Annotated in this window: 24 protein-coding genes and 1 pseudogene; 10 read left to right on the forward strand and 15 right to left on the reverse strand. The window is 59.7% G+C overall.

All coding sequences use genetic code 11. The annotated features are described in order from the left end of the window. Nucleotides 1-2 precede the first annotated feature (2 nt). Entirely contained in the window at nucleotides 3-590 is a 588-nt protein-coding gene (hisB, locus tag E2K80_RS11370; protein WP_135375113.1) for an imidazoleglycerol-phosphate dehydratase HisB, read from the reverse strand. A 158-nt stretch (nucleotides 591-748) separates the two neighbouring features. Continuing rightward, nucleotides 749-1834, reverse strand: coding sequence for an AMP-binding protein (locus E2K80_RS11375; RefSeq protein WP_168193168.1), 1086 nt, complete (start codon nucleotides 1832-1834; stop codon nucleotides 749-751). A gap of 118 nt (nucleotides 1835-1952) precedes the next feature. Between E2K80_RS11375 and E2K80_RS11380 the strand changes: the two genes are divergently transcribed. After that, nucleotides 1953-2717 carry an SDR family NAD(P)-dependent oxidoreductase gene (locus E2K80_RS11380; RefSeq protein WP_135375115.1) on the forward strand — a complete coding sequence of 255 codons (765 nt, stop codon included), beginning with the start codon at nucleotides 1953-1955 and terminating at the stop codon, nucleotides 2715-2717. 11 nt (nucleotides 2718-2728) lie between these two features. Here E2K80_RS11380 and E2K80_RS11385 read toward each other — a convergent pair whose 3' ends face one another. The 4 genes from E2K80_RS11385 to E2K80_RS19300 are packed head-to-tail and all read right to left on the reverse strand — an operon-like array spanning nucleotide 2729 to nucleotide 5673. After that, nucleotides 2729-3601 (reverse strand): SDR family oxidoreductase, encoded by an 873-nt coding sequence (locus E2K80_RS11385; RefSeq protein WP_135375116.1) that lies wholly within the window; start codon nucleotides 3599-3601, stop codon nucleotides 2729-2731. 13 nt (nucleotides 3602-3614) lie between these two features. After that, the gene (locus E2K80_RS11390; RefSeq protein ID WP_238475505.1) at nucleotides 3615-4403 is read right to left on the reverse strand and encodes an enoyl-CoA hydratase/isomerase family protein; all 789 of its coding nucleotides are present in this window, start codon (nucleotides 4401-4403) and stop codon (nucleotides 3615-3617) included. Then, nucleotides 4400-5245, reverse strand: a complete 846-nt coding sequence (locus tag E2K80_RS11395; protein WP_210405371.1) for an RHO alpha subunit C-terminal catalytic domain-containing protein — start codon at nucleotides 5243-5245, stop codon at nucleotides 4400-4402. The genes E2K80_RS11390 and E2K80_RS11395 overlap by 4 nt, the downstream gene beginning before the upstream one ends. Nucleotides 5246-5283: 38 nt before the next feature. Then, on the reverse strand, nucleotides 5284-5673 hold the full coding sequence (locus tag E2K80_RS19300) for an aromatic ring-hydroxylating oxygenase subunit alpha (protein ID WP_210405372.1): 390 nt from the start codon (nucleotides 5671-5673) through the stop codon (nucleotides 5284-5286). Nucleotides 5674-5823: 150 nt separating this feature from the next. On the opposite strand from E2K80_RS19300, the gene E2K80_RS11400 reads away from it, so the two are divergent. From E2K80_RS11400 to E2K80_RS11410, 3 genes are read left to right on the forward strand one after another with little or no spacing between them, the layout of a single operon-like run. Beyond that, entirely contained in the window at nucleotides 5824-6348 is a 525-nt protein-coding gene (locus tag E2K80_RS11400; RefSeq protein WP_135375117.1) for a VOC family protein, read from the forward strand. Nucleotides 6349-6392: 44 nt separating this feature from the next. Further along, the gene (locus E2K80_RS11405) at nucleotides 6393-6950 is read left to right on the forward strand and encodes a nuclear transport factor 2 family protein (RefSeq protein ID WP_135375118.1); all 558 of its coding nucleotides are present in this window, start codon (nucleotides 6393-6395) and stop codon (nucleotides 6948-6950) included. A gap of 43 nt (nucleotides 6951-6993) precedes the next feature. Continuing rightward, nucleotides 6994-7314: a 2Fe-2S iron-sulfur cluster-binding protein gene (locus E2K80_RS11410; protein ID WP_135375119.1), complete on the forward strand. Its 321-nt coding sequence runs from the start codon at nucleotides 6994-6996 to the stop codon at nucleotides 7312-7314. 315 nt (nucleotides 7315-7629) lie between these two features. Here the strand turns inward: E2K80_RS11410 and E2K80_RS11415 are convergent, their stop codons facing one another. The 9 genes and pseudogenes from E2K80_RS11415 to E2K80_RS11445 all read right to left on the reverse strand — a co-directional run bounded on the left by E2K80_RS11415 (nucleotide 7630) and on the right by E2K80_RS11445 (nucleotide 14445). Further along, nucleotides 7630-9261 carry a class I adenylate-forming enzyme family protein gene (locus E2K80_RS11415; protein WP_135375120.1) on the reverse strand — a complete coding sequence of 544 codons (1632 nt, stop codon included), beginning with the start codon at nucleotides 9259-9261 and terminating at the stop codon, nucleotides 7630-7632. A 34-nt stretch (nucleotides 9262-9295) separates the two neighbouring features. Then, nucleotides 9296-10000: an ABC transporter ATP-binding protein gene (locus E2K80_RS11420; RefSeq protein WP_135375121.1), complete on the reverse strand. Its 705-nt coding sequence runs from the start codon at nucleotides 9998-10000 to the stop codon at nucleotides 9296-9298. Then, nucleotides 9997-10275, reverse strand: a complete 279-nt coding sequence (locus tag E2K80_RS20080) for a hypothetical protein (protein WP_443216554.1) — start codon at nucleotides 10273-10275, stop codon at nucleotides 9997-9999. The genes E2K80_RS11420 and E2K80_RS20080 overlap by 4 nt, the downstream gene beginning before the upstream one ends. A gap of 6 nt (nucleotides 10276-10281) precedes the next feature. Beyond that, nucleotides 10282-10760, reverse strand: a pseudogene (locus tag E2K80_RS20085) (ABC transporter ATP-binding protein); the annotation flags it as partial. An 8-nt stretch (nucleotides 10761-10768) separates the two neighbouring features. After that, entirely contained in the window at nucleotides 10769-11248 is a 480-nt protein-coding gene (locus E2K80_RS19955) for a branched-chain amino acid ABC transporter permease (protein WP_338014600.1), read from the reverse strand. Further along, nucleotides 11166-11642 (reverse strand): ABC transporter permease subunit, encoded by a 477-nt coding sequence (locus tag E2K80_RS19960; RefSeq protein WP_168193169.1) that lies wholly within the window; start codon nucleotides 11640-11642, stop codon nucleotides 11166-11168. Before E2K80_RS19960 ends, E2K80_RS19955 begins: the two co-directional genes overlap by 83 nt. Further along, nucleotides 11642-12526, reverse strand: coding sequence for a branched-chain amino acid ABC transporter permease (locus E2K80_RS11440; RefSeq protein WP_238475506.1), 885 nt, complete (start codon nucleotides 12524-12526; stop codon nucleotides 11642-11644). The genes E2K80_RS19960 and E2K80_RS11440 overlap by 1 nt, the downstream gene beginning before the upstream one ends. 267 nt (nucleotides 12527-12793) lie before the next feature. Further along, complete coding sequence (locus tag E2K80_RS19805) at nucleotides 12794-12922, reverse strand: hypothetical protein (protein ID WP_274379214.1); 129 nt, start codon at nucleotides 12920-12922, stop codon at nucleotides 12794-12796. A 377-nt stretch (nucleotides 12923-13299) separates the two neighbouring features. Next, nucleotides 13300-14445 (reverse strand): LacI family DNA-binding transcriptional regulator, encoded by a 1146-nt coding sequence (locus E2K80_RS11445; RefSeq protein WP_135375125.1) that lies wholly within the window; start codon nucleotides 14443-14445, stop codon nucleotides 13300-13302. Between the two features lie 42 nt (nucleotides 14446-14487). On the opposite strand from E2K80_RS11445, the gene E2K80_RS11450 reads away from it, so the two are divergent. The 6 genes from E2K80_RS11450 to E2K80_RS11470 all read left to right on the forward strand — a co-directional run bounded on the left by E2K80_RS11450 (nucleotide 14488) and on the right by E2K80_RS11470 (nucleotide 20341). Continuing rightward, entirely contained in the window at nucleotides 14488-15903 is a 1416-nt protein-coding gene (locus tag E2K80_RS11450) for an ABC transporter substrate-binding protein (protein WP_135375126.1), read from the forward strand. Nucleotides 15904-16001: 98 nt separating this feature from the next. Further along, on the forward strand, nucleotides 16002-16925 hold the full coding sequence (locus tag E2K80_RS11455) for a carbohydrate ABC transporter permease (RefSeq protein ID WP_135375127.1): 924 nt from the start codon (nucleotides 16002-16004) through the stop codon (nucleotides 16923-16925). Then, nucleotides 16922-17755, forward strand: coding sequence for a carbohydrate ABC transporter permease (locus E2K80_RS11460; protein ID WP_135375128.1), 834 nt, complete (start codon nucleotides 16922-16924; stop codon nucleotides 17753-17755). Before E2K80_RS11455 ends, E2K80_RS11460 begins: the two co-directional genes overlap by 4 nt. A 19-nt stretch (nucleotides 17756-17774) precedes the next feature. Beyond that, nucleotides 17775-18602: a sulfatase family protein gene (locus tag E2K80_RS19305; protein ID WP_210405374.1), complete on the forward strand. Its 828-nt coding sequence runs from the start codon at nucleotides 17775-17777 to the stop codon at nucleotides 18600-18602. Continuing rightward, complete coding sequence (locus E2K80_RS19810; protein WP_338014601.1) at nucleotides 18575-19261, forward strand: sulfatase family protein; 687 nt, start codon at nucleotides 18575-18577, stop codon at nucleotides 19259-19261. The genes E2K80_RS19305 and E2K80_RS19810 overlap by 28 nt, the downstream gene beginning before the upstream one ends. Nucleotides 19262-19270: 9 nt before the next feature. Beyond that, nucleotides 19271-20341, forward strand: coding sequence for an ABC transporter ATP-binding protein (locus tag E2K80_RS11470; RefSeq protein ID WP_135375129.1), 1071 nt, complete (start codon nucleotides 19271-19273; stop codon nucleotides 20339-20341). Nucleotides 20342-20386: the final 45 nt, after the last annotated feature.

A 20386-nucleotide genomic window follows, 5' to 3' on the forward strand; every position in this document is an offset into this window, starting at 1 on the left:
GCTCACAGGCTGCCCTTGGTGGAGGGCACCGCATCCGCCTTGCGCGGATCGGTTTCAACCGCCTCGCGCAGGGCGCGGGCCACCGCCTTGAATGCGGCCTCAACCAGATGGTGGCTGTTGATCCCGTGCAGCGCATCCACATGCAGGGTGATCCCGCCATGGGTTGAAAAGGCCTGAAAGAATTCGCGCACCAGTTCCGTATCAAAGGTCCCGATCTTGGCGGTGGGCATATCGAGATGCCAGACCAGATAGGGCCGCCCCGACAGATCCAGCGCCGCACGCACCAATGCGTCATCCATCGGCAACAGGCATGCGCCATAGCGCCGGATGCCACGCTTATCCGCCAGCGCGGCGGTCAATGCCTGACCCAGAGCAATCCCCACATCCTCGACACTGTGATGATCGTCGATATGCAGATCGCCGGTCGCGCGAATGGTCATGTCGATCAGGGAATGACGCGCAAGCTGGTCCAGCATGTGGTCGAAAAACCCCACTCCGGTCTGAATGTCATAAACCCCTGACCCGTCGAGATTGATCTCAACGGTGATGTCCGTTTCCGCCGTTTTCCGGCTGATGGCCGCCTTGCGCATCCTGCGCCTCCGCTTGTCGTAACAGCCCGGGTTATAGGGGCCGGTCCAAGCGCTGCCTACAGCATTTTGCGGTTTATCTGAAACAGATCACATGAAGCGATGTATTTAAGACAAAGAGAGACAGGCGGTAAAAGCCGGCAGGCGTCGCAAGCAAACCACTATAAAATCACCCGGCCTTCCTGATCCAGCATGCCCATAAGCCCGGTGCGCAGAAACCCGTCGCGCCGGTGGATATGACCGATGCCCCGCTTGGCGCCGATATAGCCCTGAAACCGGGGGCGGGTGCGCAGCCAGATCTCTCCCCGCTCAAACAGCAGATTGTCCAGTCCCGTCCTAGGATCGACAATCATCACCTCAACCCCCGGCAGAGGCCGCCCATGGGTGCGTATTGCCGTATCAACCGGATCAGCCGGATCACACAGGCTTGCCAGCCCCGCCGTTTCAGCAATGGACCAACTGTTGAGCATTTGAACCCCGGGGAAGGCTTTCTGCGCCCGGGGGATCATGCGGCCCGGGGCCTGCACGACCATCTGCCGCAAACCGGACAAACACGGCGCATATGCCACCCGCCCCCGGATAAGAGCCATCAAGCCTTCAACATCCGGCACGATCAACACCGTTGCAGAGGCGGGCATCCCGGCAATCTCGCCCCGTTTCGGCACGCGCCCGGAACAACGGGAGATTGCCGCCCCGGTCTCACCTGCCGCCAGATGCATCAGCACCGAGACAGGATGCACAGCCTCGGCCATGACGGCGAGGTGATCCGCCGCCGTGATCCCAAGGCGCGCCGCAATGGCTTTTGCCGAGGATAGCAGCATGGATTGCGGACATGGGAAGACCGCTGCAACCTCATCCAGCAGGTTTGATGGGAACAGAACCTGCGCGGTCGTTTCGCCCGATGCCTGCATCTTGTCCGGCAAGGGCATGGCCGCGTTCAGATCCTCCAGTGTCATGGCGGTCTTAACCGGCCCGTCTTTGACATCCGCAACCACAAATTTGGGGAAAAGCGCCGCACTGGCCTGGGAGATCTCATCAGGCCCGGCGGTTGCCGGCAGCAGCATCACATCCGCATTCAACATCCGGCATGCGGCCAGAAGCGCATCTATGTCACCGGATGAGGACAGAAGCGCAAGCCCCCTCTCCCCCGCCCGCAGCCCGGACGCCTGTAACCCGGCCGCAAGCGACGCGGCATATGCAGTATCTTTTGGGGGTAAGGCCGTTTGAACCACGTCAGATCTCTGCATTCCGCATCTGTGATTGCGTATTTTGCACTTTGACCAGAGGCCAAACCACCCCGGATCGTGAGTTTTTGTATACATATGATATGTTATATGTATTATTTTCTTCAGGGTAGGAGTCAACATGTCAAAGATTGCATTTATCACCGGAGGCGCCCAGGGTTTGGGTCTGTCGATCACCGAGGCGGCACTGGATCACGGCTATGAGGTCGCGGTGTTTGATCGCGATGCCGTAGCCTCTGACGCGCTTGTCACCCGCGAGGCGGCCCGCAACCGCAAGGTGCAGGCGTTCAAAGGAGATGTGGCAGATATGTCGGCCATCAACTCCGCGCTGGACGCGCTTGGTAAAGCCCCCGATCTTCTGGTGAACAATGCAGGTATCGTGCGGTTTCATCCCCTGATGGAAACCACCGAAGAGATTTTCCGCAGCGTCATCGACACCAACCTGACCGGAGCGTTCCTTGTCGCCCGGGCCTGTGCCGAGCGGATGATTGCAAACGGCTCCGGGAATATCATCAACATCACCTCGACCGCTGGCATCGCCTCAAGCCCCGGGGTGAACGCCTATGTCGCCGCCAAGGCGGGTCTGGCCGCGTTGACAGAGCTGATGGCGCTGGAATGGGGACCGTTGGGCGTGCGGGTCAACGCTGTCGCGCCCGGCATGATCGACGGCGGCGTTTCAACCCCGATCTATCAGAACAACGAGGCGGCGCGCACCCGGCGCGGCGGCGCCGTACCGGCCAGGCGTCTTGGACAGCCCGAAGATATTTCCGCCGCTGTCATGTATCTGGCGTCAGAAGCGGCAAGCTATGTGCATGGGCATCAACTTGTTGTCGATGGCGGATTGACGCGCAGTGTCATGTCACAGCTTCCCTGGACCAGGGATTAAGGCTTTACACCTCAGACAACGCTGAAATGTTCGGGCACACCGGCAGGCCATACCGTGCCCCACATCTGCATGCCGCCATCAATGGTCAGCACCTCGCCGGTCACGAACCCCGCACTATCGGCGGCCAGATACACCACCCCTTCGGCCACATCCCAGACATCGCCCATACGGCGCTGCGGATTGACATCCGTAAACCGTTTTGTCGCCTCGGCCGGGTAGGCAGACAGGCCCTCGGTCGCAATCGCACCGGGCGCCACACAGTTCACGCGAATATTCAGCGGCGCCCATTCCGTCGCCACTGTTTTGGACAGATAGATCACCCCGGCCCTTGCGGCACAGGTATGGGCCGCCTGCGGCATGCCGCGCCCCACATGGGCAACGATATTGATGATATTGCCACCCGTCTGACTGTCGCGCCAGCGCTGCGCGGCGCCCTGCATCATCCACCAGGTGCCATTGAGGTTCAGATCAATCACCGAGGCCCAGCCCTTGCGCGAAAAGTCGATGGCATCCTGGGGGAATTGCCCACCGGCATTATTGACCAGCGTATCCACCCCGCCCTCGGCAAAGACCATATCCAGAAAGGCATCAACCGCTTCGGGTTCGCGGATCGACAGGGCTTGGGTTGTCACCTCGGCACCGCATGATTTGTGCACAGCATCAGCAGTCGCTCTCAGCTTCTCCTCACGACGGCCACAGATGGTGACATGGCCCCCAAGACGGGCAAACAGAAAGGTCATCGCGCGGCCCATACCGGTGCCGCCCCCGGTCACCACAACGCGTTTTCCCTGCATCAGATCCGGGCGATAGACTGTCGGATGATCCGCCAGTTCAGCATCGGTGAAACCCCATTTCACCTCATTTTCTTTGGCGCTATCGGTCATCCCGGCCCCGCTTTCATTCTGAATCCCGGCGTTGGTTGCGTTTCCCCGCATAGGCCGCGATCCCCGCGCGGCTATCGGTTGAGCGCATCAGATGATCAGCCCGCGCATGGCCTTCGGCAATGGCATCCGGCAATGGCAGATCACGCGCGGCCTCGAACAATGCCTTCGCCCGGGTCACTGCCGAGCGGGGGTTGGCCAGAACCAGACCGGCCAGGGACAGGGTTTCGTCCATAAGACTTGGGGCCGGAACCACGCGGTTCACAAGCCCAAGCGCCTGCATCCGCTGTGCATCAATCGGGTGCCCGGTCAGGATAATCTCCATCGCGGCGGCGCGCGGCAGGGTCTGCGCCAGCCGCTGCACCCCGCCGGTGAAGGCCACCATGCCATGGGTGATTTCGGGCAGGCCAAAGATCGCATGATCCGCCGCCACAACCAGATCGCAGGCCAGACAAATCTCAAGCCCGCCTGCAACTGCGGCCCCGTTGACCGCAGCGATCAGAGGTTTTGAAATTGCCCGTTCGGTAACGCCGCAAAACCCCGCACCCGGAAGCAGCCCATGGCCCGGGCCGATCTGCGCGGCCTCTTTCAAATCCATACCCGAACAAAAGGCGCGGTCACCTTCTGCGGTCAGAACGATGGCGCCGATCTCATCATCCGCCTCGGCCGCGCGGATCAGGGCATCAACCCGGGCGGATGTTTCGGCATCCACCGCATTGCGCCTTTCCGGTCGCGCCAGCACAATGATCGCAACCGCCCCGTCCCGGCGCATATAGGCACCATCGGCGTGCCCCCCCTCTGTCACGACAACACGGATTCTGCGGTGCTGCGACCCCGTTCCCGCGCATCCGCAGGGCCCTGACCGGGAAGGTCAATGAAATCCTCCAGGATTTGTTTGACACCCAGACCGTCCGGAATACGCGCGGCACCGATCCGGCGGTCAAGCTCTTCATGCCAGTGATAGATGCGACGTTCCTGATAATTCAGGGGAAATCCGCGCAGACCCGCAGATTGCACGGAGGTCTGGATCTTGTCGGCGAATTGCAGGTCCTCTTCCAGAATGGCATGGAAATTGGCGATCCGCATATCCCACCGGTCCGGTCGTGGCCCATCGCCCCAATCGGGGCCGAACCAATGCACATCAACCGTCATCGTATCCAGCGTCTTTGGCCAGAACAGCAGGATCGGAATGCCATGGGGCGAGACCGGGCTGACCATATTGGGATAGCCCATGACCGACAGGTTCGTGCCCTCGTACCAGGGGTCGACACCCTCCACCATCGGCAGGCCCTTCACACCGGGGTCTTTCCAGCCCTCGCGCTTGAAAGGCGTGACCATGCGGGAATGGCCACCGGGCCAGAGCGTGATTGCCGAGCCCCGATGATCGAGGAATTTATCAACCGTATTCTGATGGATGGATTTCAGGTGATAGACCTCAAGAAACGCATCAATCATCACTTTCACATTGCAGGCCACATCGATGGAGGCACTGTCCACCAGGATCAGCTTATCGGGTGACATATCATCAAGCGTGCGCGCCACCGGCCCCAGATAATCCCGCAACGGCATTGCCTCAGGGTCGAGATTTACGAAATAAAGCGTGCCGATATTCTCGCACCGGATCTGAATAAGGCCACGACAGGACATATCCAGATCAACGAAATCGCGGCGGTCGCGCAGATTGATCAGCTCCCCCGGGTGTTATAGGTCCAGCCGTGATACTGGCAGGTCACGCCACGCGATTTGCCGCTGGCCTCGGTGACAACAGGCGCGCCGCGATGACGGCAGGTGTTGTAAAAACACCGGACTTCGCCATCCTCCCCCCGGATGAAAAACAGCGGCTCGCCCAGTTTGTCCCATTGCACATAACTGCCGGGCTCAGGCACCTGATCGGCATGGATCGCATAGACCCAGGACTTGTGCCACATATGGGTTTTCTCAAGCGCGTTGAACGCCGGGTCGACATAGCGATCACCCGGGATATCGGGCAGTTGCGGGAACCCTTCGGGCGGCCCTTTGCGAGAGGATTCATAAGCTTGGCGGGCTTCAATCGCCCCACGCTCCGAGACGGTCATGATGTCATCCTCTTTCCGGTTTGATGGCGTTATCTGACGCCTGCCGGGCTTGCTGGAAATTCTCGTGTATGCTAACAGAGGCTAAATGTATACGTAAACCCCCCTGTGCTGCATAATCCTGATGCGGCATCTGAGCCGCTGGATCGCATCATGAGCCGTTTCGCATCGCCGATCATGCAGCTTGGTTATGTGGTCGATGATCTTGACAGGGCGATGATCCATTGGATCGAAACGCTTGGTGTCGGCCCGTTTTTCGTTGTGAATGGCATACCGATGGCTGAATTGCAGTATCGCGGCACAGAGATCCATCTGGATCAAAGGGTGGCTTTGGCCCAGGACGGGCCGGTGCAGATCGAACTTTTGCAGCAAACCGGCGGCGACCGGTCCTGTTTCAGCGACTTTCTTGAAACGCGCGGCCCCGGCCTGCACCATGTCTGCGCGGTCAGCACAGATCTGAAGGCTGACCTGGCAGATTGGGCTGCGCGGGGTGTGGAGGTTCTGCAAGGCGGGTGCACGGCAGCAGGCATTCCCTTTGCCTATCTTGATACGGACCCGATGCAATCCGGCTCTGTGCTGGAACTGGTTCAATCCAGCCCCGGCCTGCTGCGCTATTTCGACATGGTCGCATCCGCCGCACAGGATTGGGATGGAAGCAACCCTGTGCGCCATGTCTGACCTGACACATACACCAGAACCATCACCATATGGGGGGAACTGCCATGTCCGAACCGGATATTGAGGCACGGCTTGACCGGTTAGAGGCCCGGGCCGAAATCTCGGAACTGGTCGCGCGTTATTGCAAGGCCTGCGATGATCGTGATGTGCCGATGCTGCGCAGCCTGTTCACCCGCGATGCGGTTGTGAAATCGCAGGATGGGGTCATGACAGCCGAAGGAGTCGATGCGGTCATGCAGATGTATAAAGGCCGGTTCGATGTGCTTGGCATTTCGGCACACTGGACCCATGACCACATTCTGCGCTTCGATGACAGCGATGCAGATCATGTCACGGGCGAAGTCTTCGGCCATGCGGAATCCCACCGGAACGGGGTCTCCCTGATCGCGTCCCTGCGCTATACGGATGATTATCTGCGCCAGGGCGGCGCATGGAAATTCCGCAGCCGGACCCTGGCTTTTCTCTATTATGTCCCGGTCGGCGAATATGCCGAGGCCATGGGCAGCCCCCTGCGCCAGCGCGCCTATGGTGACCAGCGGCCTGCCGATTACCCGGAAAGCTTGGAAAGCTGGACCGGCTGGACCCGGCATTTCCAAAGCTGAGACCGGCCCATCCTCCGACAATCCAACAAGGACCCTCTTACCCATGCCGATGATACACGCGACCGACCGACAGGGGCAGACCCATGACATCATGGCGAATGAGGGGGCAAGCCTGATGGAAACCCTGCGCGACAAGGGCGGTCTTGATATCGCGGCGATCTGTGGCGGCATGTGCGCCTGCGCAACCTGTCATGTCCATGTCGCCCCCGACTGGATGGACAAGCTGCCCGAGGCGGAACCTGATGAAACGGAGCTGGTGGAATTCAGCCCTGCCTATGAAGAGGCCCGGTCCCGCCTCAGCTGCCAGATTCCGGTGACCGAAGCGCTGGATGGTCTGACGCTGACACTGGCGCCAGAGGAATAGGCCTAAAGCACGCTGCCTTAAACTTGACTCACAAATGCCCTGCCACGCTTCGCGTTCCCAGGGTATTTGTGATGCGCGATGTCTCAGGTTTAAGGCAGCATGCTGTAGGGTAAGCCTTGCATCGAAAAAACGGTCTCTCGCCGATGTCTCGAACGCGTTTTGCGTTGCGATCTGTCTCAGGTTGCACCCGAAACGGTATAGGCGGTGTGCTGCGGGTTCTCCCCCAATGGCGTCAGGCTGGGTTCGCAGCAAAGCCGACGCCCGGAATTCTCAAGAATTCCACGTGGAAAACTGGAGTTTTCCACCCGCAGAGCCTTACCGGCCCTCAACCATCTCACGAAGCTTGAATTTCTGGATCTTGCTGGCGGACATGGGCCATTCCGTCACGAAATGCACATCGCGCGGCACTTTGAAACTGGCGACTTTGCCTTTGCAGAAAGCGATCAGATCCGCGCCCTGAACGCTGGCACCGGGCACAAGCTCGACCACGGCAACCGGCACCTCGACCAGTCTGGGATCAGACCGGCCCACCACCTGGCAGAGTTTCACCGCCTCATGTTGACCCACGAGGTTTTCGATCTCCTGCGCGGCAACGTTTTCGCCACCCACTTTCAGCATGTCTTTCAGGCGTCCGTGAAACAGCAATGTGCCATCGCCATCCTGTGATCCCAGATCGCCGGAATGAAACCAGCCATCGCGCAGCACCTCGGCGGTTTTATCCGCATCCTTGTAATAGGCGCTGAAAATGCTGAACCCCCGCACAAGGATTTCGCCGATCTCTCCGGCAGGCAGATCACGCCCGTTTTCATCGACAATCCGCACCTCCAGCCCATCAAGGGGTTTGCCCAGCCGTTCGGTCCGGGTGGTATAGCTGTCACCGGGCATGCTTGTGGTCACCGTGCCCGAGGTTTCCGTCATCCCGAATGTACCGACCTGAATGCAATCGGGCATCTTTTCCTGCAACGCCTTGCGGAACGATGGCGGCTGCATCGCCATATTGCTGTTCATCAACCGCAATGCGGAAAGGTCGCGTTGCTCGAAATCCGGGTGATAGATCATGTCGGCGATAAAGGTTCCAAAAGCCGGGTAGCCAATGGTCGCCCGTTCCTCTTCGATCAGGCGCAATGCTTCGCCGCCCTCGAAATACGGCATCGAGACATAGGTTGCGCCGACGGAATAGGACGCACAGATCGGGAACAGTGCCCCGATATGAAACATCGGCAGCGGCGACCAGAAAACATCGTCAGAGGTCATTTGATACCGCGTCGCAAGCCCCTGCCCCGTGCGCACCAGAGCCTCATGCGAGATCATGCAACCTTTGGGGTGCGAGGTGGTGCCCGATGTATAAAGGATCAGCCCGGTTTCACGCACGCAGACCCGCCGCCGCAGGCTGTGGATCACCGCGTCATCCACCGTTTCCGCAGCCGCATCCACAGCGGAGGCTGACAAAAAACCCGGCGCCTCTGCATCGCATATCAGCAATACCGCACTCAGTTTCGGGGCATCCGCAAGGGCAAGTCTTTCGCCCGGCCGCTGATCGGCAAGGTCCGGGAAAGCCTCGGTCAACCGGTCGATGAAATTCACCTTTTCAGCCACCTGCCCCGTGGTCACGACAAGTTTCAGATCCGCATTGCGCAGGATGTAGCGCAATTCGGAACTGCGATAGCGCGCGTTGATCGGGACAGAGATCGCCCCAAGTAGCGCTGTCGCAAAAAACAGCTCCGCATAAGGAATGCAGCTTGGCAGAAGAATACCCACATGATCGCCCGGGCGCACCCCAAGCGCATAAAGCCCCCGCGCCCGGCGCATCGCGCCAGCGGCCAGGGCGCTGAAACTGCGCCGGTCATCGGGAAACACCAGCGCATCCACATCCGGCCGCGCCTGCGCCGTTCCAAGCAGCAGATCGCCAATTGTGGTGACGGCGGCGAATTCCCCGAATTGCAGCATTTGCGTTTCCTCCCACCCGGCGCCTTATGCCGTTTCAGACGCCCAGATAACTTTCGATAATGGATGTATCGCCGGCCAGATCGGTGCTTTTGCCATCATGCACAACCTGCCCGCGATCCAGCACATAGGCCCGGGATGTCAGGGCCAGCGCGCGATGGGCATTCTGCTCGACAAGCAGAACCGTCAGGCCATCATGGTTCAACCGTTCCAGCGCGGCGAAAACCTCATCGGTCATCAGGGGCGACAGGCCCAGGCTGGGCTCATCCAGAAGCAGCAGATCCGGCCCCCCCATCATGGCGCGGCCGATGGCCAGCATCTGCTGCTGCCCGCCGGACAGCGTGCCCCCCAGTTGCGCATGCCGTTCCTGAAGAACCGGAAACAGGGCATAGACATCGGACAGGCTGTATTTCGCGGGCCGCCCGCCAAGGGCCAGCTGCCCCACCTGCAGGTTTTCCAGAACCGTCATTTCCCCGAGAATCTGGCGCCCTTCGGGCACCTGCAACAGGCCCTGCCGGGCCACTTTATGGGCCGTAACACGGCGAATTTCCGACCCTTTGAACAGGATCTGCCCATCGCTCATCGCGATCACACGGCTGATGGCGTTCAACAGGGTCGATTTTCCCGCCCCGTTGGAGCCGATAATCGACACCATCTCTCCCTGATCCACATGCAGGCTGACCCCGCGCAGCGCCTTGATGCCCTGATAGGCGACATGCAGGTTCTTGATGTCCAGTATCATGCCGCCGATGCCCCGATATACGCCTCGATCACACGTGGATCATTTGTGATCTGATCCGGCGGGCCAGAGGCCAGAAGGCGCCCCGCATCCAGAACATAGATATGTTTGCAAAGCCGTGTCACGAAGCCGACATTATGTTCAATCAGAAGCAGGCCAAGACCCCGCCCGGCAAGGTCGCGGAATATCTGTGCCAACTCGTCGGATTCCACATCATTCATTCCGGCAACCGGTTCATCCAGCATCAGAACCGCAGGGTCGCTGGCGATGGCGCGCATGATCTCGACCCGTCGCTGGTGCCCATAAGCCAGATTGCCCGCCGATACGGAGGCATAATCGCCCATGTTGAACTGTTCCAGCAGGTCCCAAGCACGTTCCCGCAGCTCCCGCAACTCGCGCGTGGCGCTTGGCAGGCCCAGAAGGGCCGCCAGCGGGCCGGCCTTTTCATGGCGGTGAAAGCCGATCACGATATTGTCGAGTACCGTGGTTTCCGACAGCAGACGAATATTCTGGAATGTGCGCGCGATGCCCGCCCGCGCGACCTGTTCGGTCTTGTCCCGGGCGATTGACCGGTCCCCCAGTTTGATATCCCCCCTGTCAGGCTGAGCACTCCGGCGATCATATTGACCACGGTGCTTTTCCCGGCGCCGTTCGGGCCGATCAATCCGGTAATCTCTCCCGGTTTCACAACCATCGAAAACGCGTCAACCGCCTTCAGGCCGCCGAAATGCTTGCTGATATTCTCAATCCGAAGGGATGGCATCGGCGGCCTCACTCTTTGCTGGTCTGCCGGGGGCGGCGCATCGACCGCATGCGATGCCTGATCGCGTCAACAATCGCATCGCCGACCCCCTTGGGCAGGAAGGTGATGACAAGGATCATGATGATCCCGTTAACCATGGTCCGGTTATCGGCCAGGGGGCGGGCAATTTCCGGCAGAATGGCCATGATCGCGGCCCCCATAATCGGACCAAGCAGGGTTGTGCGCCCGCCCAGCACGACAACCGTCAAAACGGTGACCACAAAGGCAAAGCCGAAATTAGAGGGTTCGATATTGTAGACATACAGGCTTTGAAGGCCGCCGAAGAGACCGCCAATCGCGCCGGAAACAACAAAGGCGATCATATGATATTTGCGGATCGACACCCCAAGCGAGGCAGCAACCGATTCATCCTGCGCCAGGGCCGAAAAAATCCGCCCCAGGGTGGACCGCCCGACCGACCAGTTGATGTAGATGACCAGCAGAGCCATCAGCGCCAATGACCATGTGTTCATGACGCGCGGGATGCTGCTGATCCCCACTGCCCCCACCGGTGAAATCTTCAAAATACAGCAGCAGTGCGATGATGACTTTGACAAAGGCCAGCGTGGCAATCGCCACAAAGGCGCCGCGCAATCTGGCCAGCGGAATGGACAGAATATAGCCGCCAAAGGCCCCGATACCCGCGCCTGCCGGAATGACAAGCCATATGGGCATTTCGGTTCGGGTCACAAGGATTGCAACCAGATACCCGCCCAGCGCCGCGAAAGCCGCTGTGCCGATGGAAAAGACCCCGGCCCGCAGGGCGATCTGTTGTGAATAGGCGAAGCCCAGGCTCAACAGGAAGAAGTCGATAACCGGCTGATAGGAATAGTAGAACTGCATCATTGCCGATCGCCCCCCGCGCTCAGCACGGCTTTGCCGAACAACCCGTTGGGAAAGAGCAGCAACGCCACGAACAGTAAGCTGAAGATAATCGCATCAGACAGGGTCGAGGACAGATAGGCCTTGGTCAGCGCCTGTGTGACGCCCAGCAAAATCGCCGCAACCACCGCCCCCTGAACCGAACCGATGCCGCCGATCACCACCACCACAAAGGCATAAAGCAGATAGGGTTCCCCCATCAGAAAATGAATCGAATTGAACGACAACCCGATCAGCACGCCTGCCACGCCCGCAAGCGCGCCCGCGATGAAGAAGGTCTGCATATAGACGCTGGCCGAGCTGACCCCAAGCAGGGCCGCCGCCCGTTCATTCTGCGCCACCGCGCGCACCTGGCGGCCAAAGCTTGTTTTTTGCAGATAATAGACCAAAGCGGCCACCAACGCCGCCACCAGCGCCGCCACCAACACAAGGATCACGATTTGCAGCAGCGATATACGCAGCCCGAAAATATTATAGAATTCAACCGGAAAGGTGCCGAACGGCATGCTCAACACCCGGGTATTCGACAGGTTCTGCGCGATATTGATCAGGATAAGATCAACCCCAAGCGACGAGACGATCGCAGGAAATTCAGGGTCCACCTGTTTTCGGATTTGTCGAAAGGCCACCAGTTCGACAATGACCGAGATCACCCCTGTCGCAAGCATCGCGAACAGCAGGGCCACCCAGAACGGCAGGCCTATGATGACGCAGTAATAGGCAATGAAAGCCCCCGCCATGAAGACCGCGCCATGGGCAAGGTTCAGCAGTTTCTGAACCCCGAAAAGCAGCGTAAAACCCAGGCCGAACAGGGCATAGATCGACCCTGACACCACGCCATTCATTATCTGCTGTGCAAGCATCTTGCGCGTCCACTCCCCGTTTCGGCAACACTCCTGACCGGCGCCTCATGGCCTGACCGGATGGCCCGGCTGCGTCCGTCTCAGAGTTTTATCTTTTCGATCATTGCCGCTCCCCCGTGTGACCCCTGTATCTGACCATTGGCTTCGTCGGGATCATACGGCCCCCACCTCAATCCGGCGAAGTAAGGTGGGGGCCTTGTCTCAGGCGGGTTTGAGTGTGGTCAGACCCGCCTGAGATCGGCTTTCTGGTTATTCTGCCGGAACAAACGCGCCATCCTCGACAACAAGAATGTTCACACCGACACGGGGAATACGCTCCTCATCAATGCCCCACGACCCCTGGCCAACGACGACCGGCACATCGCTGATGGCTGTCATGGCATCACGCACCGAGCCCCCTAAGAAACCCTTTGCAACACAGGCACAGACCCTGCGCCGTTTGATTTTCGGCCCGGTATGCGACCAAGGGTGCATCCAACGCAGGCACCACCCTTTGCATACCTGAAACCTACCTTAGTGTTCTTTTTTCAGTTTGAAGCATACTTATTGATGTATTTATGTATACATTAAGGGGAGAAACCCTGCGACATCCGTTGTATGAAGCGTTCAGATGACCTCACTCACACCGGCCCCCGAATGCCCCATTCCACCCGGTCGCTACACCATATCCCGTGCATTGGATGATCGGTTGCATCGCATCGGCGCCCGCCCGCAGATCCGGCAACGCGGCGCACCCCATCTTTGCCTTTGGGGTGTCATGGGTCATCCCCTGTAGAGCCACGCAGAATAAGTGGCGAAGGCACGCGATTGTGGCCGTTGATCGTTCCCTCGGTCCGGTCTTCGTGCATGGCCAGCAGGTGCTCGACGGCGCGGCGACCCATTTCCCCATGCGGCACTTCGATCGTGGACAAGCCGGGCTTGAGGCTGCTGGCATTCGGATCGTTGTCGAAACCGAGAATGGCGACATCATGGCCGACCCGAAGGCCACGATGGCGCATCTCCTCATAGGCCCCCATCGCGAATCTGTCCGACGCGCAGAAGATGGCAGTGGGCGGGTCGGGCAGGTCGAAAAGATGGGCGGCAGCGCTTTGGGCGTGGTCCTGGCTGTCATTGTCCGGAACGACAAGGGCCGGGTCGAATGACAGCCCTGCGTCGACGAGCGCACGCCGATATCCCATCTCGCGATCCTGAAAGGCTTCCATCCAGTGATCGCCGTTTATCATTGCGATCCGTCGGTGACCCTGCGCGGCAAGATGCGCTGTCCCCTCGCGCGCGCCGGCCTCGTGGGATGGCAGAAGCGCGGGGATCGCCGGGTTGTCGGAATAGCAGTTCACCATCACCGAATTGACGTTGCGCAGGATCGAGGGCGGTTTGATCTGATTTGTGAAGAACGAGGAAATGACGATGCCGACAAGACGAAGATCCAGCAGGATTTCCAGGGCTTCCCGCCTCAGTCTCCGGTCGCCCTGCGTTGGAAGCACCATCAGGACCGCGCCCCCGTCCCAGGTCGCATGACGCGCCTGTTCGATGGCGATATTCACCATCGGATTGGTGAAGGTATCTTCGATGATGTACCCGATTGTCTGGGCCTTCCCCATGCCGACACGCGATCGGCGATTGATGGAATAGCCGAGCTTCCGGGCCGTTTCCCGCACCATCTTCGCGGTTTGCGCATTCACACGTGAGCCACCGACATTGTTCAGCACAATCGACACCGTTGCCTGACTGACGCCCGCCGCGCGCGCGACATCTGTCATCGTTGGCCGACCGGGCAATGTCTTGTGGCCGCCGCCGCTTGACGTATCCCTGTCTTTTGCCAAGTGCCTGCCCTCCCGGAGCGCTGTCAGCCAAAACGCAAGACTGCCTTCTGTGAGGGATATCGTAAAGATACCGATTGACATAAGTTATATATAACCTAAAGTTTAGGGAGGGAGGATCATTTCATGACAAGATCGAATACAACTGATTTTCGCCGCAGAGCTGTTCTGGGCGGAGGGATTGCTGCGGCGGCCATGGCCACGTCGCCAGGCGCGTTGTTCGCGCAGGACGGCCCCGTTCTTCAATGGTGGGATATCTTCGCCCCCCTGACTGACATGAATCAGCGTTTCTGGGACGCGTTCGAGGAGTCGGGCAGGGGCAGGGTCGAATACACCAATACCAACCCCGCGACTTCGATGCAGGCGCTGCAACTGGCGTTCCGCTCCGGCGAATCGCCGGATATCTTTGACGTTGACGGCGATCCGGCGACGCTTGCCTCGCTATATGAAGCCGGATGGTTTGCACCCCTGACCGGGCTGGAGTTTGACAGCCCCTTCCAGCAGGCAACGCTGGTCGAGGGCGCGACTGTCTTCGATGGCAACCAGGTTTCGGTCGCGATCTTCAGCAATCTCTGGCACAATGCGAGCCTTTGGTACGATAGCGAAAAAATGGCTGCGGCCGGTGGCGATCCGGAGGCCGGTATCGCGACCTGGGCCGAGGCGCATGACCTGGCCAGGGCGGCCACGGGTGACGGGTATTTCGGCCTTCTCCTTCCGCTGCAATTCACCAATCGCATGGGCGCTCTTTGGGAGGATATCGCGATGGCGGCGGGTGCGGCAGGGACCTTCGACCCGCAGACGGGCGACTATGCCTATACCAGCCAGCCGTTTCTCGATGCGCTCGATTTCCTTTTGCAGTTCCAGCGCGACGGAAGCCTGCATCCGGCCTCCTCGTCGGTCGATGCACGTCAGGGCCGCCAGCGCTGGGCTGCGGAAGAGGCGATGATGTTCTTCGACGGCCCCTGGAACAGTGGCGTTCTGAACAGGATCGCGCCAGAATTCCTTGCAAAAACCGGGGTCAGCAATGTGCCAACGCCGAACGGCGAGGCGCCGATCCTGAACCGGGGGGCGCAGTTCGGACATTATTACGTGTCCGGGCAGAGCGAACATCGCGAACTTGCCATCGAGCTTTTGCAGAATTTCACCTCTGATGCCTATTATGTGGAGCTTGCCAGCCGGATGGATCAGCCGCCATTGGATCTTTCGGCGGTCGAACGGGCCGATGTGCATCCGACATACAGCACCGTCATCGGCAATTTCAGCGAAAGCGTTTTCCGTGGGCCCGACCCGCTGATATCGAACCCCGCGACCGCGCAGGTCTTCTCGCGCATGAATCCGGTGACGCCGGGTCTGGGCGAGATCATTCAGGGCGCGTTTTCGGGAGCTTTCGACGACGCGACGCCGTTCCTTCAGGAATTTTCGGATGCCATGTCGCGCGAGCGGGACAAAGGCATCGAAGAGGCGCAGGCCGCCGGCTTTGATGTGTCACATGATGACTGGGTCTTCCCGGATTGGGTGCGGGGAGAGGACTACAGGGGCTGAAATCAGGCAAGCGGGCGTTTCCCGATGGGGACGTCCGCTGACGCTGCGCGACCGCATTTCCAAAGCGGTGTGCGAAAACAAAGAACGAGAGAAACAGGATGTCACGCACCCCACCGTCGTTACCGGCGCGCCTTTGGGCGGACCGCGCGATTTACATCTTCCTTCTGCCGACGCTCCTCCTCGTGGGGGCGTTTACGGTTTATCCGATCATCGCGTCGATCGGATATTCGTTCCAGAACTGGAACGGCTTCGCGACGACGGGCACCTATATCGGGTTCGACAATTACCGTGAGCTTTGGCAGGATCGCCTGTTCTGGAATGCGTTCGGAAACACGATGGTGTTCCTGCTGATCGCAGTGCCCTTACGGGTTGGTGCGGCACTGCTTATCGCGATTGTGCTGAATGCCCGGTTCCCCGGTGTGCGCCTGTTCCGGACCGGTATCTTCCTGCCGGTGGTGACCACCGCCGCGATTGTCGGCGTTGTCATGCGGTATATCCTTGATCCGACAGGCGGGCCGGTCAATATCGCGCTGATGCAGACCGGCGCGATCGAGGCGCCGATCAACTTTCTGGGGAATGCCGGTCTCGCGCTTTACAGTGCTGTCGGCATCTGGGTCTGGAAATGGCTTGGCATCACCGTGATCTATTGGCTGGCCGCGCTCCAGACGATCCCGACCGATCTTTATGAGGCTGCCGAACTGGACGGGGCCAATGCCTGGCAGAAATTCACCGGCGTGACATTTCCGATGCTGATCCCCTTCACAATCATCATCACGCTGATCACGCTGATCGAGGCTACGAATGTGTTCGACCTGATCTTGACGCTGACCGGTGGCGGGCCGTTCTACGGAACCGAGGTGATCGACATCTTCGTCTATCGCAACGCCTTCATCAACACGGTTCCCCGGCTGGGCTATGCCTCGGCGGCTGCGATCCTTTTCGGGCTGATCGTTTCGCTTGCGACGGTCCTGCAGGTTCTGGCGATCCGCCGGTTTCGGCGCTCTGCGGCGGAGGCGACATGAAACTGCTGCGCAAACCCTGGAATGTGATCAGAATCCTGGCGCTTGTCTGTCTTCTGGTCGTCTGGTGCTATCCGTTTGCCTGGCTGATCTCGGCTTCTCTCAAGGGTCAGCTTGAGATCTTCCAGAAGGGGCTGGACCTCATTCCCGATACGCTTCTCTGGGAGAATTACAGCCGCGCATGGGTCTCCGCGCATTTCTCGACCTATATGCTGAATACCGTGCTCATCACCGCCGGAACCGTCCTTCTGGTGATCGTGCATACCTCGCTGACGGGCTATGTGCTGGGGCGGTTCGATTTTCTCGGCAAACGCTTTGTCATTGGTGTTTTGCTTGTCACGATGGTTGTGCCGGTCGGCGTCACGATCATTCCCATTGTCGATCTGGCCGATTCCTTCGGTCTGCTTTCCACAAGATGGGGGATCATTCTGGCGCTGGCCGGGTCCGGGCAGGCGGCGGCCATTCTTCTCTATGCCGGGTTCTTCAACGGCGTTCCGAAGGATCTGGAGGAAAGCGCGGAACTCGACGGCGCAGGCTTCTTCCGCATCTTCTTTTCAATCATGCTGCCACTGGCCGGTCCGATCACCGCGACCGTCAGCGTGCTGACCTTTCTGTATGCCTGGAACACGTTCCTCATTCCGCTTGTCTTTACCTTCGGGGCGCCCGATCTGCGCACGTTGCCGGTGGGGATGCTGGCTTTCGTCAGCAATAACGAGACTGACTGGTCGGGCATGGCGGCGGCGGCGACGATCTCGCTTTTGCCGGTGATCCTCTTCTTCTTTTTCGTACAGCGGTTCTTTGTCGAGGGGATCGCAGGGGCAGTGAAACAATGAACTTAGGAGCCGTGAGACAATGAGCAAACGACCCAATATCCTATTGCTGTGCACAGACCAGCAAAGGTGGGACACGCTGGGGGCCACGGGCAATCCTTATGTCAACACACCGGATATCGACCGCCTTTATGCCGAGGGTGCCGCCGTGCCGCATGCCTACTGCCAGAGCCCGGTCTGCACGCCGAGCCGTGCGAGTTTCATGACCGGACGGTATCCGCGCACCACCGGCGCGTATCAGAACGGTCAGGATCTGCCACCGAGGGAGCGGCTGATCTCCCGCATTCTCTCGGAGGCAGGATATGCCTGCGGCCTGGCAGGCAAGCTCCATGTCTCGGCCTGCAATCCGTCGATTGCCCCGGTGCACGAGCCGCGCCACAACGATGGTTTCGACAGCTTTCACTGGTCGCATCACCCGTCATCGTCGGTCCGCGATCAGATCGACGGCACAGCGACGGATTCAGCGCCCAATTGGCCGCTCAATGCGCATAATATGTGGCTGGCCGAGCGGGGCAAAGCCTATGCCACCGAAGCTTTCCCCGATTGCGCGCATATCCGCATCGGGCCGGAAGCCGAGGATCACCAAACCACGTTCTGCGCCGAAATGGCGCGGAATTTCATCCAGGCACATGACATCAGCGACACGCCCTGGATGTATATGGTGAATTTCTTCGACCCACATCACCCGTTCGACCCGCCCAAAGCTTATCTTGACCGCTATCTCGATCAACTGGACGACCTGCCATTGCCGAGCTACCGGGCGGGCGAGCTGGAGGGCAAACCCCCCTTCAGAAAAAAGATCATGAAAGCGCCTATTGCGGCCTGGCGGCCCTTCCCTATCCCGAGATGACCGAGCGGGATCACCGCTACGTCCGGGCGGCCTATTTCGCCATGTGTGATCTGGTTTCGGATCAGGTTGGCCGGATCATCGAGATGCTGAAGGAAACCGGCCAGGCGGATGATACGCTTATCGTCTTCATGTCGGATCACGGAGAGCTTCTTGGGGATCATGGCATCTACCTGAAGGGGCCGTTTTTCTACGAACCCAGTGTCCATGTCCCGTTGGTGTTCCACTGGCCGGGCAGGATCAGGCAGGGTGAGGTTCAGGGTCTTGTCGAACTTGTCGATCTCGTACCGACACTGCTTGACGCCGTCGGCCTGCCGCCGGAACAGGGGGTTCAGGGACGCTCGCTCTGGCCGCAGTTGACCGGAAAGAGCCGGGAACCGCATCGCGAGGATATTTATTGCGAGTATTACAACGCCATGCCCTGGCATGACGATATCGGCGGCGCGAACCTGACGATGCTGCGGACCGACACGGCAAAGATCGTGGTTCAACACGGGGCCGGGCCGGGGGAGCTCTACGATCTGACAAAAGATCCGGGTGAGCATGTCAACTTGTGGGACGATGCCGAGGCCAGCGCGTTGCAATCTGCGTTGCTGAAACGCCTGTGCGACCGAATGGCCGGCACGATTGATCCCATCGCGCCCCGTCGCGCTGTTTGGTGAGGGTGCAACATGCCTGATATTCAACTTCAAGCTGTCTGCAAGAACTACGGTGGCTTGCAGGTGATCCACGAGGTCTCGATGGACGTGCATCAGGGCGAGATGCTGGTCTTCGTTGGTCCGTCCGGCTGCGGGAAATCAACGCTGTTGAGAATGGTCGCGGGGCTGGAGGAGATCAGCGGCGGAACGCTGCGGTTCGGCGACAAGGTGATGAACGATGTTCGGGGTTCCAAACGCGGTGTTGCGATGGTGTTCCAGTCCTATGCGCTTTATCCGCATATGAGCGTGGAGGACAACATGTCGTTCAACCTGAAAGTGGCCGGGGTCGGGTGGGCAGAGCGCCACCGGCGGGTCAAGCTTGCCGCCGACATGCTGCAACTGACCCCGTATCTCGCCCGCCGCCCCCGAGAGCTGTCCGGTGGCCAACGGCAGCGTGTTGCCATCGGCCGCGCCATCGTGCGGGAAGCAGAGATTTTCCTGTTCGATGAGCCCTTGTCGAACCTTGACGCCGCGCTCAGAATCTCGACCCGTGCCGAGATTGCCAAGCTGAAAAAGTCACTGCCCGATACGACGATGATCTATGTCACGCATGATCAGGTCGAGGCGATGACATTGGCTGATCGCATTGTCGTTCTGAACGCGGGTCAGGTGGAACAGATCGGGACACCCGAAGAGCTTTACCGCGCGCCGCGCAACCGTTTCGTGGCCGGCTTTATCGGGGCACCCTCGATGAACCTTCTGGAAGGCGACATCCTGCCGGATCCGGGGGGCGCGCGCATTCGGATATCGGATGGGCTCACGCTGCCATCCGACAGCCGGACCGACAAGGCCGAAAGGGGGGCGATCGGGCTGCGGCCCGAAATGCTGCGTCTGGCGGATCCGCAATCGGCGGAATTCGAGGGGCGCGTCGACCTGGTCGAATATCTCGGCGATGTCGCCATCCTGCATATCGTTCTGGATGGCGGCGCGCTTGTTCTGGCCAAAATGGCGGCCCCGCTCACGCTGGACGCGGGCCAGATGGTTCATTTGTCCTATGACCATGCGGCGGCGCATCTTTTCGGTGCGGATGGAAATCGTCTTTGACCCGGGTCCGGTGAGACGAAATGCCGACCGGGCCCCGGCACCGTC

The organism is Rhodophyticola sp. CCM32, from assembly GCF_004751985.1.
Taxonomy (GTDB): Bacteria; Pseudomonadota; Alphaproteobacteria; order Rhodobacterales; family Rhodobacteraceae; genus Rhodophyticola.

What these genes read in the sequence shown, in the direction of transcription:
- hisB (WP_135375113.1), bottom strand. Translation starts at nt 590, where the DNA reads ATGCGCAAGGCGGCCATCAGCCGGAAAACGGCGGAAACGGACATCACC.
- E2K80_RS11375 (WP_168193168.1), bottom strand. Translation starts at nt 1,834, where the DNA reads ATGCAGAGATCTGACGTGGTTCAAACGGCCTTACCCCCAAAAGATACT.
- E2K80_RS11380 (WP_135375115.1), top strand. Translation starts at nt 1,953, where the DNA reads ATGTCAAAGATTGCATTTATCACCGGAGGCGCCCAGGGTTTGGGTCTG.
- E2K80_RS11385 (WP_135375116.1), bottom strand. Translation starts at nt 3,601, where the DNA reads ATGACCGATAGCGCCAAAGAAAATGAGGTGAAATGGGGTTTCACCGAT.
- E2K80_RS11395 (WP_210405371.1), bottom strand. Translation starts at nt 5,245, where the DNA reads ATGTCCTGTCGTGGCCTTATTCAGATCCGGTGCGAGAATATCGGCACG.
- E2K80_RS19300 (WP_210405372.1), bottom strand. Translation starts at nt 5,673, where the DNA reads ATGACCGTCTCGGAGCGTGGGGCGATTGAAGCCCGCCAAGCTTATGAA.
- E2K80_RS11400 (WP_135375117.1), top strand. Translation starts at nt 5,824, where the DNA reads ATGAGCCGTTTCGCATCGCCGATCATGCAGCTTGGTTATGTGGTCGAT.
- E2K80_RS11405 (WP_135375118.1), top strand. Translation starts at nt 6,393, where the DNA reads ATGTCCGAACCGGATATTGAGGCACGGCTTGACCGGTTAGAGGCCCGG.
- E2K80_RS11410 (WP_135375119.1), top strand. Translation starts at nt 6,994, where the DNA reads ATGCCGATGATACACGCGACCGACCGACAGGGGCAGACCCATGACATC.
- E2K80_RS11415 (WP_135375120.1), bottom strand. Translation starts at nt 9,261, where the DNA reads ATGCTGCAATTCGGGGAATTCGCCGCCGTCACCACAATTGGCGATCTG.
- E2K80_RS11420 (WP_135375121.1), bottom strand. Translation starts at nt 10,000, where the DNA reads ATGATACTGGACATCAAGAACCTGCATGTCGCCTATCAGGGCATCAAG.
- E2K80_RS20080 (WP_443216554.1), bottom strand. Translation starts at nt 10,275, where the DNA reads ATGCGCGCCATCGCCAGCGACCCTGCGGTTCTGATGCTGGATGAACCG.
- E2K80_RS19955 (WP_338014600.1), bottom strand. Translation starts at nt 11,248, where the DNA reads ATGGCTCTGCTGGTCATCTACATCAACTGGTCGGTCGGGCGGTCCACC.
- E2K80_RS19960 (WP_168193169.1), bottom strand. Translation starts at nt 11,642, where the DNA reads ATGCAGTTCTACTATTCCTATCAGCCGGTTATCGACTTCTTCCTGTTG.
- E2K80_RS11440 (WP_238475506.1), bottom strand. Translation starts at nt 12,526, where the DNA reads ATGAATGGCGTGGTGTCAGGGTCGATCTATGCCCTGTTCGGCCTGGGT.
- E2K80_RS19805 (WP_274379214.1), bottom strand. Translation starts at nt 12,922, where the DNA reads ATGACAGCCATCAGCGATGTGCCGGTCGTCGTTGGCCAGGGGTCGTGG.
- E2K80_RS11445 (WP_135375125.1), bottom strand. Translation starts at nt 14,445, where the DNA reads ATGTCAATCGGTATCTTTACGATATCCCTCACAGAAGGCAGTCTTGCG.
- E2K80_RS11450 (WP_135375126.1), top strand. Translation starts at nt 14,488, where the DNA reads ATGACAAGATCGAATACAACTGATTTTCGCCGCAGAGCTGTTCTGGGC.
- E2K80_RS11455 (WP_135375127.1), top strand. Translation starts at nt 16,002, where the DNA reads ATGTCACGCACCCCACCGTCGTTACCGGCGCGCCTTTGGGCGGACCGC.
- E2K80_RS11460 (WP_135375128.1), top strand. Translation starts at nt 16,922, where the DNA reads ATGAAACTGCTGCGCAAACCCTGGAATGTGATCAGAATCCTGGCGCTT.
- E2K80_RS19305 (WP_210405374.1), top strand. Translation starts at nt 17,775, where the DNA reads ATGAGCAAACGACCCAATATCCTATTGCTGTGCACAGACCAGCAAAGG.
- E2K80_RS11470 (WP_135375129.1), top strand. Translation starts at nt 19,271, where the DNA reads ATGCCTGATATTCAACTTCAAGCTGTCTGCAAGAACTACGGTGGCTTG.